The sequence below is a fragment of the Williamsia sp. z34 genome (assembly GCF_059553395.1).
Window position 1 is genome coordinate 54,106 of record NZ_JCANWW010000014.1, and the last position, 14,790, is coordinate 68,895.

16 protein-coding genes and 2 tRNA genes are annotated in these 14,790 nt (G+C 63.7%); 6 read left to right on the forward strand and 12 right to left on the reverse strand.

The window, feature by feature from the left end; translation table 11 throughout:
• Positions 1-2 precede the first annotated feature (2 nt).
• The 3 genes from AC51GT_RS24640 to ctaD all read right to left on the reverse strand — a co-directional run bounded on the left by AC51GT_RS24640 (position 3) and on the right by ctaD (position 3,288).
• Positions 3-740 carry an MBL fold metallo-hydrolase gene (locus AC51GT_RS24640; protein WP_496330450.1) on the reverse strand — a complete coding sequence of 246 codons (738 nt, stop codon included), beginning with the start codon at positions 738-740 and terminating at the stop codon, positions 3-5.
• An 8-nt stretch (positions 741-748) separates the two neighbouring features.
• A complete protein-coding gene (locus AC51GT_RS24645; protein WP_496330451.1) occupies positions 749-1,309 on the reverse strand; it encodes a hemerythrin domain-containing protein in 561 nt (186 codons plus the stop codon).
• Positions 1,310-1,479: 170 nt separating this feature from the next.
• Positions 1,480-3,288 (reverse strand): aa3-type cytochrome oxidase subunit I, encoded by a 1,809-nt coding sequence (ctaD, locus tag AC51GT_RS24650; RefSeq protein ID WP_496330452.1) that lies wholly within the window; start codon positions 3,286-3,288, stop codon positions 1,480-1,482.
• 432 nt (positions 3,289-3,720) lie between these two features.
• Here ctaD and AC51GT_RS24655 point away from each other — a divergent pair, with 432 nt between their 5' ends.
• Positions 3,721-4,473, forward strand: coding sequence for a hemerythrin domain-containing protein (locus AC51GT_RS24655; protein ID WP_496330453.1), 753 nt, complete (start codon positions 3,721-3,723; stop codon positions 4,471-4,473).
• A 15-nt stretch (positions 4,474-4,488) separates the two neighbouring features.
• Here the strand turns inward: AC51GT_RS24655 and AC51GT_RS24660 are convergent, their stop codons facing one another.
• The gene (locus tag AC51GT_RS24660) at positions 4,489-4,878 is read right to left on the reverse strand and encodes an SRPBCC family protein (protein WP_496330454.1); all 390 of its coding nucleotides are present in this window, start codon (positions 4,876-4,878) and stop codon (positions 4,489-4,491) included.
• 524 nt (positions 4,879-5,402) lie between these two features.
• On the opposite strand from AC51GT_RS24660, the gene AC51GT_RS24665 reads away from it, so the two are divergent.
• Both AC51GT_RS24665 and AC51GT_RS24670 read left to right on the forward strand, forming a co-directional pair.
• Positions 5,403-5,714: a hypothetical protein gene (locus AC51GT_RS24665; protein WP_496326312.1), complete on the forward strand. Its 312-nt coding sequence runs from the start codon at positions 5,403-5,405 to the stop codon at positions 5,712-5,714.
• An 89-nt stretch (positions 5,715-5,803) separates the two neighbouring features.
• Complete coding sequence (locus tag AC51GT_RS24670) at positions 5,804-6,340, forward strand: glutathione peroxidase (protein ID WP_496326311.1); 537 nt, start codon at positions 5,804-5,806, stop codon at positions 6,338-6,340.
• Between the two features lie 46 nt (positions 6,341-6,386).
• Here AC51GT_RS24670 and AC51GT_RS24675 read toward each other — a convergent pair whose 3' ends face one another.
• The 3 genes from AC51GT_RS24675 to AC51GT_RS24685 all read right to left on the reverse strand — a co-directional run bounded on the left by AC51GT_RS24675 (position 6,387) and on the right by AC51GT_RS24685 (position 7,650).
• A complete protein-coding gene (locus tag AC51GT_RS24675; RefSeq protein WP_496326310.1) occupies positions 6,387-6,566 on the reverse strand; it encodes a hypothetical protein in 180 nt (59 codons plus the stop codon).
• Positions 6,544-6,915 (reverse strand): hypothetical protein, encoded by a 372-nt coding sequence (locus tag AC51GT_RS24680; protein WP_496326309.1) that lies wholly within the window; start codon positions 6,913-6,915, stop codon positions 6,544-6,546. The genes AC51GT_RS24675 and AC51GT_RS24680 overlap by 23 nt, the downstream gene beginning before the upstream one ends.
• A 144-nt stretch (positions 6,916-7,059) precedes the next feature.
• Positions 7,060-7,650, reverse strand: coding sequence for a TetR/AcrR family transcriptional regulator (locus tag AC51GT_RS24685; RefSeq protein WP_496326308.1), 591 nt, complete (start codon positions 7,648-7,650; stop codon positions 7,060-7,062).
• A 127-nt stretch (positions 7,651-7,777) separates the two neighbouring features.
• Between AC51GT_RS24685 and AC51GT_RS24690 the strand changes: the two genes are divergently transcribed.
• Positions 7,778-8,344, forward strand: coding sequence for a hypothetical protein (locus AC51GT_RS24690; RefSeq protein ID WP_496330455.1), 567 nt, complete (start codon positions 7,778-7,780; stop codon positions 8,342-8,344).
• A 532-nt stretch (positions 8,345-8,876) separates the two neighbouring features.
• Here the strand turns inward: AC51GT_RS24690 and AC51GT_RS24695 are convergent.
• Together AC51GT_RS24695 and AC51GT_RS24700 are read right to left on the reverse strand one after the other, a co-directional pair.
• Positions 8,877-8,949 (reverse strand) — tRNA-Arg (locus AC51GT_RS24695).
• Between the two features lie 47 nt (positions 8,950-8,996).
• Positions 8,997-9,088 (reverse strand) — tRNA-Ser (locus tag AC51GT_RS24700).
• A 104-nt stretch (positions 9,089-9,192) separates the two neighbouring features.
• Here AC51GT_RS24700 and hisC point away from each other — a divergent pair.
• Positions 9,193-10,257 (forward strand): histidinol-phosphate transaminase, encoded by a 1,065-nt coding sequence (gene hisC / locus AC51GT_RS24705; RefSeq protein WP_496326306.1) that lies wholly within the window; start codon positions 9,193-9,195, stop codon positions 10,255-10,257.
• 98 nt (positions 10,258-10,355) lie between these two features.
• On the opposite strand, the gene AC51GT_RS24710 is transcribed toward hisC, so the two are convergent.
• On the reverse strand, positions 10,356-11,318 hold the full coding sequence (locus AC51GT_RS24710; protein ID WP_496330456.1) for an alpha/beta hydrolase: 963 nt from the start codon (positions 11,316-11,318) through the stop codon (positions 10,356-10,358).
• 162 nt (positions 11,319-11,480) lie between these two features.
• Between AC51GT_RS24710 and AC51GT_RS24715 the strand changes: the two genes are divergently transcribed.
• Positions 11,481-11,933, forward strand: a complete 453-nt coding sequence (locus tag AC51GT_RS24715) for an acyl-CoA thioesterase (protein WP_496326304.1) — start codon at positions 11,481-11,483, stop codon at positions 11,931-11,933.
• A gap of 15 nt (positions 11,934-11,948) precedes the next feature.
• On the opposite strand, the gene AC51GT_RS24720 is transcribed toward AC51GT_RS24715, so the two are convergent.
• Both AC51GT_RS24720 and AC51GT_RS24725 read right to left on the reverse strand, forming a co-directional pair.
• Positions 11,949-13,202: a hypothetical protein gene (locus tag AC51GT_RS24720; protein WP_496326303.1), complete on the reverse strand. Its 1,254-nt coding sequence runs from the start codon at positions 13,200-13,202 to the stop codon at positions 11,949-11,951.
• Positions 13,203-13,435: 233 nt separating this feature from the next.
• The gene (locus tag AC51GT_RS24725; RefSeq protein ID WP_496326302.1) at positions 13,436-14,761 is read right to left on the reverse strand and encodes a UDP-N-acetylmuramoyl-tripeptide--D-alanyl-D-alanine ligase; all 1,326 of its coding nucleotides are present in this window, start codon (positions 14,759-14,761) and stop codon (positions 13,436-13,438) included.
• Positions 14,762-14,790: the final 29 nt, after the last annotated feature.

Sequence of the window (14,790 nt, forward strand, 5' to 3'; positions counted from 1 at the left end):
GCTCAGTGCGGTCCGCGAGAGACCGCGAGGTCGGCAGCGGCCTCGATCCCGTCTCGCCACGGCGCACCGTGACCCGGCAGCACGACCGAGGCATGCGTTTCGGAGAGGCGCTGCAGTGACTGCAGTGCCAACGCGCTGTCGACAGTTGCTGCGCCGGCGACGATCTGCGGTCCCGCCTGCCCCGTGTACGGGTCAAATGTGACAAGCGCGTCGCCCGCGATCAGCGCGTCACGATCAGGAAAGTGCAGTGCTATGTGGCCGAATGTGTGACCGGGACTGGGGATCACGACCGGACGAGCCGGCAGCACCTGATCGCTCGTCAAGGGCGTCGGGTCTCGGACACCCTTGACCATGAGAGCTCCGGCCATCGTCATCTTGCCCAGGGCGCGCACACTCGCCGGGTAGCGCAGCGGGTAGAAGAACCGGGCCCGCTCATGGGCGTAGCGATATGGATGCTCCGCGAGCGCCACGTCTTCGGCATGAACCCAGACCGGGACATTCCACTCCCGATGCGCCCGCCGCGCGGTCCCGACGTGGTCGAAATGCCCGTGCGTCAGCAGAACACCATCGACCGCGTCAGGACCCATACCCAGTTCCTTCAGCGCCGCCAGCAGTTGAGGCCAAACACGCGGTAAACCGGAGTCGACGATCAGCAGTCGGTCCTCGTGCTCGACGAGGTAAAGGTTCGTGGCGGCATACTCGATCCGGTGTATCCCTGGTGCGACGTCTCGCTGGAACATCGTGCGACCTAGAAGTGTGCGGTCATGGCGTCGCGCGCCCGGTCGAGCATCGAGGCGAACGGCCCGACGAGCGTATTGGCAGTTGCCGATTCGACCCCGGGATGCGGGCGGGTCGGAGCCATCGCCTCGGCAGCTGTGATCATCGTCCGCATTCTCTTCAGTTCTCCCTCGCTCAGTTCCTTTGACAACTCGGGGAACTCGCTCGCCTCCTCGTGCTCGGCGTGCTCGAGAACGGCCTTCTGCAACGCCTTCGTCTTGGTGATGAATTCATCGGAGTCGACGTCCAGTTTTTCGAGCTCCGCGAGCATCTTCTTCGCCGAGTTCTCTTCCTCGAGACGTTCGTCGACGATCCGGTCGCCGAAAGCGATCCGGCGTCGCGCCATCGGATGGACGATCTGCTCTTCGGCCGTCTCATGAACGGCGAGCAGACGACGCATCTCGAAGAACGCCTCCTCCCGAGCAGTTGGGTTCTGGGCGGACAGAACCGTGTCGAAGTACCCACGGATCCGGTTGTGTTGGGCGACCAGGAAATCAATCGCATCCTTACTGCTGCCGATGCCTGCAGTCATGGTTGTCCCTCCTGAGAAACGCTGTGCATCTTTGCGGGCTGTCCAGCGGATACCCGACTGTGTCGGGTCCAAACACGCTGCATTCACAGCCCTTTCGCTTTCAATTCGGAAATCGCACCGAGGACTCGCCGATGGGATCTACGAAAGCCCTTGCCGAGCCCGCCGCCCGGTCACCCGCGGGCAGCCGGGCCACTGTGGTCCTCGGCCGTGGTGGCGCCGGGATTCCATGACGATTCGTTGTCGCCGACCGTGAATGGCTCACGGCGGGCCGACTCCGCACCTTTGCTTGCCCGTGTTCCCACGTGCGCCTCCGCACGCATGCGCTCGATCATGTGCGGATAATGCAGTTCGAATGCGGGCCGCTCCGAACGAATCCGGGGGAGCTCGGTGAAGTTGTGCCGCGGCGGCGGGCAGCTCGTGGCCCATTCCAGTGCATTGCCGAAGCCCCACGGGTCGTCCACCGTGACCACCTCACCGTACCGGTAGCTTCGAAAGACGTTCCACAAGAACGGGATAACCGATACACCGAGCGTCATGGCACCGACCGTGGAGACGATGTTGAGTTCGGTGAAGCCATCGCTGGACAGGTAGTCGGCGTAGCGTCGCGGCATCCCCTCATTGCCCAGCCAATGCTGGACCAGGAACGTCATGTGGAAACCGATGAAGGTCAGCCAGAAATGTATCCTGCCCAGACGCTCATCGAGCATCCGTCCGGTCATCTTGGGGAACCAGTAGTAGATGCCCGCGTAGGTCGCGAACACGATCGTGCCGAAGAGCACGTAATGGAAATGGGCGACGACGAAATAGCTGTCGGTGAGGTGGAAGTCCAGCGGCGGACTGGCCAGGATGACCCCGGACAGACCACCGAACAAGAACGTCACCAGAAATCCGACCGCAAACAGCATCGGTGTCTCAAAAGTTATGTGCCCCTTCCACATCGTTCCGATCCAATTGAAGAACTTGACCCCCGTGGGCACTGCGATCAGGAAGGTCATGAACGAGAAGAACGGCAAGAGAACGGCACCGGTTGCGTACATGTGGTGCGCCCACACGGCCACCGACAGCGCTGCGATCGCCAGGGTCGCGTAGATCAGGCCCGTGTAGCCGAAGATCGGCTTGCGCGCGAAGACCGGGAAGATCTCCGAGACGATGCCGAAGAACGGCAGCGCGATGATGTAGACCTCGGGGTGTCCGAAGAACCAGAACAGGTGTTGCCACAGGATCGCCCCACCGTTGGCCGGATCGTAGATGTTCCCGTCGAACTGCCGGTCGACGAACAGACCCATCAGCGCCGCCGTCAGCAGCGGGAAGACCATCAGGATCAGGACACTCGTCACCAAGATGTTCCAGGTGAAGATCGGCATCCGGAACATCGTCATCCCGGGCGCACGCAGACACACCACCGTGGTCACGATGTTGACCGCGCCGAGGATCGTGCCCAGGCCCGAGACCCCCAGGCCCATCACCCACAGATCGCCGCCGGGGCCGGGTGAGTGGTCCGGACCGCTGAGCGGCGTATACGCGGTCCAACCGTAGTCAGCCGCACCCTGGGGCAGCGCGAATCCACCCAACGCCACCAACGACCCGAACACGAACAGCCAGAAGCTCAGGGCGTTGAGGCGCGGAAACGCGACATCCGGTGCGCCGATCTGCAGCGGGAGAACCACGTTGGCGAATCCGATGACGACCGGGGTGGCGTACATGAGCAGCATGACGGTGCCATGCATCGTGAACAGCTGGTTGTACTGCTCGGTCGAAAGGAACTGCAGGCCCGGCTCGGTCAACTCGGCACGCATCAGGAGCGCCATCAGTCCACCGATGAGAAAGAACGTGAAGCAGGCAACGAGATACATCATCCCGATCAATTTGTGATCGGTTGTGGTCATCAGGCGGTAGATGGCCGAACCCTTGAGACCGGTACGAGCCGGAAAGGGACGTTGCGCGACAACATGATCCGGCGAAATTCTCACAGCGCTCATCTGGCCCCCAGGGGCGGGTGCCGAGCGCTTCAAACGCCGGCGACCACGTCGTGACGATTGGATTGCACGAAATACTCAAGATCGTTTCGGCGTCCGCTTCTAGGACTGCCCACATACGCACTCGTTGAGGCGTGGTCTCTACCCCGCACAATATCGGGTACGAATAGGAACTTTACGACGACGCCGCCGCCGGGGCAACCAGGCTCCTACACATCGTTGGCCGTTTAGATGGATCACATCGTGGGTATTCCGCCGATCTGTTCGGTTGAGATTGCAGCCCACGGCGCCCGGCGGACCCCGTCGGTTCATCACGTGTTGCGCCACACCGACATTGATGAACGCGACGTCCCTCCCGGACTTTCCTACCGGGAAAAAAGCGACTACGCGAGTCAAGCTGAACTCGGCACCAGAAACAGTCACAAGGAGGTTCTGATGTACAAGTCATTGGCGGATCAGACCGAGCAACAACTCGGCGGCCGGTTCAGTGTGCTGAGCCGGCAAAAACGTGACCACGTCGAACTCGACCGTCTCATCCACGCGATCGAGGACGCCCACGGTCGCGAACGCGAGGAACAGTTGACTGCCCTGTGCCGGTTGGTGTTTCCGCACGCGTTCGCCGAGGAGTCGGTGTTGTGGCCGTTCATCCGCCGCAGCGTGCCCGACGGTGAGGACCTGACTTTGCAAATCGAACAGGAACACCAGGAGATCAACGAACTGTTCACCGAATTGGAGAAGCTCGACCCAGATTCCGCTGAACACCGTGAACTCTTTGCCCGGATCGTCGTCGTCCTGCGCGAGGACGTCCGGGACGAGGAGGATGAGCTGTTGCCCCGGCTCCAGAACATCTCCACGCGCCGAGACCTGGTGCGTATGGGCGCCGCGTGGGAAGCGGTGCGTCGCATCGCACCGACGCGACCGCATCCGGTGGTGGCGCGCCGCCCTCCGGGCAATGTTCTCGCTGCCGCTCCCCTGACCGTTCTCGACCGTGCCCGCGATCGGCTCGACCGTTTCGCCCGCGCCGACCACAGATTCAGTACCGCCGCCCGTTCCGGTAGCCGCCTGCTGGCTCGAGCTGCCGGACGGATCGAGCACATCACCCCACTGACCAAGGGTGAGGACCGGTCGACGCATTCGTCGGCCACCTCACGTGGAGAGCCGCCATCCTCCGCACCACGACAGAATTGAACGCGAGGTCGTCTGTCAGGCCGCGAGAAGCTCTGCCAACCGGTCGAGATCTTCTTGCACCAGGCGACAGTCACGATCGAACTCGTCGTCAGTCAGGTCGAGCTGACGGATGGTGAACACGATCTCGGCCCCGTGCGGATGCGCGAGCACCCGAATTGGATTGTTGACCGTCGCACCTGACGGCAATATCACGTCGTGATCCAGGATTCCGTATTCGTTGGGTGCCACGAAACGCACGGCGACTCTGCCCATCGGTGAATCCGCGAACAGCGTGTCGCCGTCGCGCGTCACTTCGGACCGGGCCAGGCCCGCCGCCCATTTGGGCAGATTGTCCGGGTCGGCTGCATACTCGTAGACCTCGGTGGGCTGGGCCGGGATCACCCGGCTGAGGTGGCGGCTACGCATTGTTGCTCTCCTTTTCTCCGGCTTGCTCGGACGTTATTCATCCGGGCCCTGGGCGGGGCGACAACCACGGATCTGTTCGGCGAGGATGTCGGCGTGACCGGCGTGCAGTGCACTTTGTCATGTCCTCCTCGGTTCGTCTGAACCCTGCGCTCAGGAAAGCGGAACGAGGTAGGAGTCCACCCGGGCGATGAGGCCGTCCCGGAAAGTGAACATGCAGGTCCTTAGATCGGCGAAAGGTCCAGGCCCGGAACCGTCGATCCACGTACCCCGACGCGGTCGTCGGGATCATAAACTCAGTTCTTTGAGACCCATCTCGTGCGGGTGACCTCGGCTTCCAACTGAACAACAATTGTGATTCACAATGATTTTGGACACGGTGACCATTAGGCCAATGGAAGCTGATTTGTGTTTGCGCGCACTAAATTTCCGCCAATAATGGCTTGACCTGCAACGAACGTACCCCTCCCGTGCGACGGTCAATATGTTGGCCGAGTGGCCAACTTCCATCGCACAGGGAGAATCCATTGCACTCGATCGCGTACCCATCGCCGGCCACCGACCACCGCACGACCACGCAGAAGCTGGACGGGGTACCCGGGGTCAAGGATCCGAAAGAAGTACTCAGAATTGCGAGCGCCATCGAAGAGCACGGGGATTGGACTCGTATCGTCCAGGGCTGCTCGATGGGGATGTGGTTTGCGGTCGCGGTGCGACCGGGAGCCTGCGGCTCACTGCTGAGTGGACTGGCGTCGATGTACTTCGCCGACACCAGGGTTTTCGGTGAACCCGGCCGCCAATTCGCTGCGGCCGTGCAGGCAGCCCTCGTTTCCAGCTGACGGGCGTTGCCGCGTCGACTCGGGCACTCCGCGCTAACGTGGAGTGGACTTTCCCACCAGATTCCCACCCGTGAGGACACAGCACCCCGATGAGCACCCATGATTTCACCGCCACCACTGCCGATGGCGGCACACAATCACTGAAGGACTACGAGGGCCAGGTACTTCTGGTTGTCAACGTGGCGAGCAAGTGCGGGCTGACCCCGCAGTACGAGGGCCTTGAAGCGCTGTACCGCGACAAGAAGGACAAGGGACTGCAGATCCTGGGCTTCCCCTGCAACCAATTCGGTGGCCAGGAGCCCGGAACCGCCGACGAGATCGCCGAGTTCTGCAACGTCAACTTCGACGTGACCTTCCCGATCTTCGCCAAAGTGGAGGTCAACGGCGAGAACGCCGACCCACTGTTCAGCTACCTGCGCTCCGAAGCACCCGGAGAATTCGGTCCGGATTCCGGTTTCTTGTACGACCACATCAAGAAGTCGCGTCCGGAAGCCATCGGGACCGACGAGGTCAAGTGGAACTTCACCAAGTTCCTCGTCGGACGCGACGGCGCCGTCATCAAACGCTACGAACCCACCGTCACGCCCGAAGAGATCAGTGCGGATCTCGAGAGCGTGCTTTCCTGATACCGGTGTCTTCTGACACCTGAGCTCAAACCCGAAGCCACCGTGGTCAGTTGATGACCGCGGTGGCTTCGATCTCGTCGAGAAATCCTGACGCTGCCAGTGCCGCCACACCCCGATGAGCACCTGGACTCGTCGGTACATCCGCGACATCGAGGCCGCGTGCCGCGTCTTCGACGCCTGAAACCGCTGCGGCCCCGGCCTGATCAGCCGGCTTCGGCGCCCTCATCGAAGTCGTCTTCGAACTCTTCGTCGGCCTCATCGAGGACGCCGTCCGATGAGCTGAGTTCCAGATACGGCCGCTGAAGCGCTCCGGGGGTCACCTCATTCGGGTCGTCTTCGGTGATCTCCACAAATGCCACCTGCCCCCAGTTGATGACAAAAGCAGCATCGTCGGCGTCGAGGGCGATGACCAACGGGGGCACGATTTCTTCGAAATAGTCGGTCGTCCCCGGCACCTCGATCGTCTCCGTCGCACCGACGATGCTGCGTTGGATCTCGCGGGCGACCTCGTCGCGGTCGGCGTCTTCGAACGTCAGGATGTAAGGAATCTGCGGACTCGAGACATAAATGGTCATCGCCCAATTGTCACTGACATCGCACCGATTCGCGTATCCGGGTCTGACGCAGGCCAGGGCCAAAGCGTGAAACTGATCGACCCCGAGCGGGCCGTCCCAACCACGTGCGGCGTCAGTGGATTCCGAATTGATACCGGCGAAATCTCAGCTGCGCGCGATGATTGACGCGAATGCGGCGCCAAGAACGTTGGCAACCGATGACGCATCGCCGAGGTAGCCATTTACCATTGCGCCGTCTCGTAAGAACATCAATTGCCTTCCAACAGAGCTGGGTTCAGGCACCTCGGCCTCAACGGCGATGTCAACGAAATAGTCGAGTGTCCACTGGCGGTGCACATCAACGGCGACTCGAACAGGGTCGTTCGGGTCGGAAAACTCCGCCGCTGCATTGATGAAAGCACACCCCCGGAATCCGGGACCACAACTCGCGGCACCGATGTCGACGGCGAGATCGCGTAGCGATCCGACCGGATCGCCACGACGCCGTACCCCCTCCAGCCAGCCCCGCTCCCCTGCCGCCTGATGCTCCAGATACGCGACCACGAGATCACTCTTGGTGCGAAAGTGGCGGTAGAAGGTGACCTTGGTGATGCCAACCTGTTCGATGATGCGGTCGGCGCTCGTCGCCCGAATCCCGTGAGCGTAGAACATCTCGCCCGCAGCGGCCAGAATGCGTGCTCGCGTGGCGGACGCCGAGGACTTGCGCAACGCCGGCTCGGGCACTTCAGCAGTCATTCTCTGCTTTCTCCTCTATTTCTCTCGTCGATCTGGTTGCTCTATCGCCGTGCACACCCTATAGTTCGGCATGTAGACGTACTAGTAACTCTACCGTCCATCACCCGCTCGAACAAAAGGAACCACAATGACCACAACCACCTCTCGTACAACGACCTTGATGATCAGCACACTGCATCGCCTGTATTTCGCCCGCTTCGCGTTCGCCACCATCTGGGCGACGATCCTGATCGCGACCTCACCCGAGGTCGGGCCTCTCTTGACGGTCTTGCTGGTCATCTATCCGCTCGTCGACGCAGCGGCCGTCTCATGGCAACTGCGGAACGAGGGGCGCGGGCAGGCCCCACGGATGTCGGAGATATTCAACGTGGGCATCAGCGTGGCCGTGGCTGTGGCGCTGGGGTGGACTTCGACGGTGTCCATCGCCGCTGCGCTCGGAGTCTGGGGCGCATGGGCAGTGGCCTCAGGAGCCACGCAGCTCGCCACCGCCATACAGCGCCGGCGCGCCGGCGGTCAGATACCGCAGATCCTCAGCGGTGCTATTTCAGTACTGGCCGGACTATCGTTTCTGGCGCAGTCATTCCAAGACGCCACGTCCATCACCCCAGTGGGCGGCTACGCCACCCTCGGAGGAATCTTCTTCCTCGTCTCTGCCATCCGCCTCACCATCCTCCACCGCCGGCCACGGTTGTGATGACCCCGGGCATCACCAGTCAAATGGGGCTCAAATAACCAGTGCTGCAGTCAAATTGGCGTAGCATGCGAACGCATTGCCTTCGAAGTACTCGTTCACGACCGTCAGCCACAACAATCCGACGTCGGCGTTGCCCCAGCAGATACCGCACCGAGCAGTACTGGCAGGTCCCGATAGTCGGACTCCAAAGCCCGGTGGTTGAGTCCGCATCAGGAAGGCAATCTCGACCTCATCAACGCCGGGCCCACAATTTTGTCCACCGTGCGGTCCACTCAGACGACACCATGATCCTGCGCGAGTCGAAGCTGAGGTCCACTCTCGACTGGTCGGCGACCTGGGAGGTAACTTTGCGGGCAGTCCTCGGCCGGGTAATTCGAACCCTGCCTCTGAGCCAAGCCGACGCCCCTCAGATGCGGCTCCCCAGTACCGCGATCACTCAACGCATTGAGGCAAACTGTCGAGTTGAGGCAATGTCGATTGAATCAAATACGGCCCGGACTGCACATATGTGCAGGTCCGGGCCGTATCTCTGTGCGCCCGAAGGGATTCGAACCCCTAACCTCTTGATCCGTAGTCAAGTGCTCTATCCGTTGAGCTACGGGCGCATGCTGTGTTCAGTTGTCTAGCTGGTCGTGCATCCATTCGGTCGTACTGGCGGAGGCGAGAGGATTTGAACCTCCGGTCTCGTTTTAGCGAGACAACTCATTAGCAGTGAGTCCCATTCGGCCGCTCTGGCACGCCTCCTGGTGGAGTCCTTTCGAACTGCCGAGGAGAAGATTACACACGCCTCGCCGCAGACACCAAACCGACTGCTAGGCGCATTTTTCTCGTGGCCTAGATTGGATCGGGTGACCCCGCGTATCCGTCCCGACCTAGCCGATGTGCCCGCCTACGTCCCGGGCAAGAACATCCCCGGCGCCCTGAAGCTGGCGAGCAACGAGACCACCTTCGGTCCACTGCCCAGTGTGGCGGCGGCAATCGCCGACGCGGCCTCCCGCGTCAACCGCTATCCCGACAACGGTGCGGTCGCGCTGACGGACGAACTGGCCAAGCATCTCGGCGTCGCACCCGAGAACGTCCAGACCGCGTGCGGATCGGTGACGCTCTGCCAGAACCTGATCACCATCGCCACCCGCCCCGGTGACGAAGTGCTGTTCGCCTGGCGGTCGTTCGAGACCTACCCGCTGGCGACCAGGGTGGCCGGGGCCACCCCGGTCCAGGTTCCGCTCAACGACGATCTGGTGCACGACCTGCCGGCGATGGCGGCGGCGATCACCGACCGCACCCGGTTGATCTTCATCTGCAACCCGAACAACCCGACCGGCACCGTGGTCGACACCGACAACCTGATCGACTTCCTGGACCGCGTCCCCTCCGACGTCCTGGTGGCCCTCGACGAGGCCTATTTCGAGTACATGCGACCCGATGAAGCCCAGCGCTACGACGCCGTCGAGCTGACCCGTCGATACCCGAATCTGGTTGTGCTGCGTACCTTCTCGAAGGCATACGGATTGGCGGGCCTGCGGGTCGGCTACGCGATCGCCGACCCCTCGGTCACCAACGCCCTGCTCAAGGTCCACCTGCCGTTCAGCGTCAACTCGCTCGCCCAGGCGGCTGCGATCGCCAGCCTGCACGCCAAGGACGAACTACTCGCGCGCACCGATTCGATCGCTCTGGAACGCGGCCGTGTCACCGGCGAACTGCGGGCCGCCGGCTACCGCGTCCCGCAGAGTCAGGCCAACTTCGTCTGGGTTGATCTCGGTCCGGACGCGGTGCCCTTTGCCCGGGATGCGGCGGAGGCCGGCGTGATCATCCGGCCGTTCGACGGCGACGGCGTGCGGGTGACCGTCACCGAGGAAGACGAGAACAACACGTTCCTCGACTTCGCCCGCAACCGCGCGGCTCGCAGCTAGCCCCAGACGACGCGGCAGTCCCCGAGGGGACTCCGGGATGCACAGGCAACCACCGGCCCCGCAGCGTCCAACTCAGGAGCACCGGTAACGACCGCTGGTCAGAGTCCGGGGGCCAGAACCGGCCACATCGCCTTGAGGTCCTGGGTCCAGTACGGCCAGGCATGGGTGCCGATGGCCCGGAACTTCGAGGTTGCCTTCACCCCGCGGGTACGCATCAGCAGGGCGAACTCGACCGAGCAGCGGTAGGCACCGGCCTCCAGGGTCACTCCGGCGGCGATCATCTGTTCCCGCGTCTGACCATCTTCGAGCTGCGTGGTCTGATCCAGCGGACCCGGGAGCCCCGAGCCCGCGGAGATGAAGAGGTTCTTGCCGCGCAATGCGTCGAGGCGGTGGGAAGGATCGTGATCGGCCCATCCCCGGGAGCCGAACGGTCCCCACATGTTGGTCGCGTCGGCACCGTCCTTGGCCAGCGTGGTGCGCACATAGCCCTCGTTGACCACGCCGGTCACCGGCGGGCAGCCACTGAGCGATCCGGCGCCCGTGTACAGGTCAGGCTTGCGCGCTGCGAGGGCATAGGCGGCCTGCCCGCCCATGGACAGTCCGGCGATGGCGTTGTTGCCGTTGCCATTGAACGTCGCGTCGATGAGCGGTGGCAGTTCCTTCGTCAGGAACGTCTCCCACTGGGGCTGTCCGAATACGGGGTCCCGGCGTTCCCAGTTCGTGTAGAACGCGCCCTCACCCGACGGCAGGACGACGGTGACGTCCTTGTTGGCGAAGAACTCCTCGGCACCACCCTTGGTCAGCCAGTCACTGACGCGATCTGTGGCGCCGGCGCCGTCGAGCAGATACAACGTGCCCCGCGGGCTGCTCAGGTCGGCGGGCGTCAGCACACTGACCTTGACGTCGCCACCCATGGCCGGCGAGGCGATCGTCAGATCTTGCCGCTGTGGACCGACCTGGGTCACGTTCTCGATCTCGGCGGTGACCGGGGCCGCAGATACCGCTGCCGTACCCGAGGCTGCCAGTGCGGCAACCGTCACCAGTCCGCCGATGGCGGACATCACACGTCCGACGCACTGCATGAATTGACCACTCCCCTGTTGTCTATCCCGGCCCGGAGGCTACCGAGGGTACAGAAAGCTGGGAAGGACCCTGCGCGACCCGAAGAGTCCTGTTCCGGGCGACGGTTCCAGTTCGGAAATCCAGCAGGGATCATGTGGGATATGGAAAATCCGACGAATACCGCAAACGCCGCAGACTCCTTCGCTCACGTCGCCGACGTCCCCGTTCGATGGTCGGACATGGACGCGTTCGGCCACATCAACCACGCCCGGATGGTCACCCTGATGGAGGAGGCTCGAGTGGCGTGGCTGATGAGCGCCGGTGAGCAATACGCGCCGCTCATCAAGAGTGCGATGATCGTCACCGTCGAGATCCGGTATCAGGCGCAGCTCCGACACGAGGACAGCCCGTTGCGGATCAGTATGTGGATCAAAGGGTTTCGATCTGTGGACTTCACCATCGGATACGAGGTCCGCTCGGCAACCGCCGACGCCACCAGCAAACCGGCATGCGTGGCAAGTACCCAGATGGCGGTCGTCGATGTCGAAAAACAGCGCCTTCGCCGGCTCACGGATCTCGAGAAGGATTACCTGAGGCAGTGGACCCGCGGCTGAAGGCGCTGCCCGCGTTCAGTTCTCGATCTGCTTGCGTGGGCCGGTCACCCGCGGCGGCGCCGGGACGGGCGGGACCGCAGCCGAAGAGTTCTCGTCGAAAAATGGGGTCACGTTGCCTTGCAAGATGTTCCGGTAGTCACGCAGATGTGCCCGTCCGGCGCCGAGCTGTTCGCCCAATCGCCGCGTGTTCTCGGCCGACAGCTCGCGTTCACCCGACCTCGCGATGAGGTGGTCGATGCGCTGGTCGATGGTCCCGGCGTAGTTCACCTGATCGAGGACCTTCAACTCGGCCGCCGCGGCGGCGACCGCATCGGCCACATCCCAGAGGGCTGCCACCCGATCGATCAGCTGTGACCAGACCGGCCGCAACTCGGCCTCGCGCGAGCGCAGTTGTTCACGCAGCCGATCATCCGAATCGGCCACGGCCCGAACGCGATCGAGCTCGATGCGGACGGTCCGGAGGTTGATGACGTCGGTTGCGATCTCGGCAAGCTCCGCGTGCAGATTGATCTGGCCGCGCTGAACCTCGAAGTGGTCACTGTGCCAGACCGGTGACCGCGTGATCCGGTCATACGCGTTACCAGCGATGTATAGCAACGTCTCGTAGCCGTCGACGAATCGCGAGCTGGCAGAAGAGGATTCGTCAGGCTCGCCGTCGTCGAACGTGGCCGCCTTTCCGGCGACCCACTGCCCCGCCTTCGACCGGTTGTCGGTCAGCTGTCCGATGACACCTGCCGCGGTGCTGGCAGCCATCGCGGTGGCGCGACGCAGATAATTCACGTCCAGAGCGTTGGGGCAGGGCGTGAAGAGCAGTCCGTTGAACAACCGCTCACGGTCACTCATGTCGAGGTGAAGACCCTCCCGGCGTTCGCGGCGGATGCCCCGGACGGTACCGGCGAAAACTGGCTTCGATGCCGTCACCAGATTGCGGGCCGCATCGCGTCGCCGCGAGAGCGCCACCGCCCGTGACCGCACCACGAGCGCCGCGACCTTCGGCATACGGGGGTTGCGCAGCTGATCCTCGAGTTGTCCGAGTTCACGCTGCAGTCGGCGCAGCTCACCGAATCCACCGATCGCCGGGACCGCCAGGCCGGCGGTACTGCGACGCACGAGCACCGCCCTCGCCTGCTCGGACAGGAACCCGGACGCGATCAGGATGGCCGCCGGATCGGACAGATCAGGCTGCCTGCCCGGCATCCGAGAGGTCTCACACCACCGGCGGATGTCTGCGGCACCGCCTGAGGTGGCAAAGGCAGAACTGTCGACCATCGGGGCCTCCGGGGGGTTACGGGCTTTCAACCAGTATTACCGGACGCGCCCGAGCGGGGCCGTTTTCCGACGCCAGAGCGGTGCGGTCACCGGATGAAGCGCCCAGGCGACCGGCATCGACAGGACCGACGTGATGATGAACACGCCGACCACCGAACCAGACCACCGCCGACTGTGACAGCGACGGGTCCCACCCAGTGTCCGCGGGCCGATCGCCAACGGCCCCACCAGGGTCAGCTGCCCGACAGGGCGTCGGCCACCCGTTCCAGGGCCGCGACGCGACTCCCCTTGACCAGGACCGCATCTCCGGATTCCAGATCGCCGAGCGCCGCCACGGCCGCGTCGACATCATCGACGTGCGTGGCGTCCGGGCCGTAATCGGGGGCGGCCACCGCGATCACCTCGATGCCCAGCGCGCGCGCCCGCTCGGTGATGGCCAGGTGTTCGGCCGCGGCCGAGCCACCGAGTTCCGCCATCACCCCGAGCACCGCGACGCGGCGCCCCGCCTCGAGCGCGGCAAACGAATCAAGGGCGGCCGACATCGATGTCGGGTTGGCGTTGTAGGCGTCGTTGAGGATGCGTACCCCGGCATCGGTGCGGCTCAGTTCCATCCGGAGGCCGGAGATGGCCGCGCCACCCAGCCCGGCGGCGATCTGCCCGATGCCCACGCCGATGCCACCGGCGGCGGCTGCTGCGGCCAGCGCGTTGGCGACCTGGTGTTCTCCACGGGCCGCCAGATCGACCTCCGCAGTCCCCCAGGGTGTGTGCAACGTGAAACTGGCCCGCAGTTCCGGGTCCATCACGATGTGCTCGGCGTACACATCGGCGCTCGGGGTCAGGCCGAACGTGATCACCGGGGCTGCGCTGCGCTGCGCCATCGCCGCGACCACCGGATGGTCGGCGTTCAGCACGGCCAGCCCGTCGGCGGGCAGCGCCTCGATCAACTCGCCCTTGGCGCGGGCCACCGAATCGAGATCCCCGAACAACTCGAGGTGCACGCCTTCGACGCGGGTCACGATGCCGACCGTCGGGCGAGCGATGTCACACAGCAACTCGATATGACCTATGCCACGGGCACCCATCTCCACGACGACGGCTTCGGTGTCGTCGGGGGCACCGAGCAACGTCAGCGGCAGTCCGAGCTCGTTGTTGAACGAGCGCTCGTTGGCCGCGGTGACGTATGTGGTCGCCAGAACCGCCGCGAGCAGATCCTTGGTCGACGTCTTGCCCACCGAACCGGTCACCCCGACCACCGGTCCACTCAGCCGGGCCCGCGCAGCGCGGCCCAGGTCGGCCAGGGCCAACGCCGTGTCCGTGACCTTGATGGCTGCGGTGTCCGCATCGCCCTGGTCACCCGCCCGGGCGGTCAGGTACGCCTTCGCGCCGGCGGCCAGCGCGCCGGGGATGAAGTCGTGTCCGTCTCGCTCGGCGACGATCGGCACGAACAGCCGGCCGGGTCTGATGCCGCGAGAATCGATACTCGCTCCGTCGATCTCCACATCGGGACCGAAGAGCTTTCCACCGGTTGCCGCTGCCACGTCGCTCGCCTTGAATCGCACGCATCGACGCTACCGGGCAGGTGGGGGCG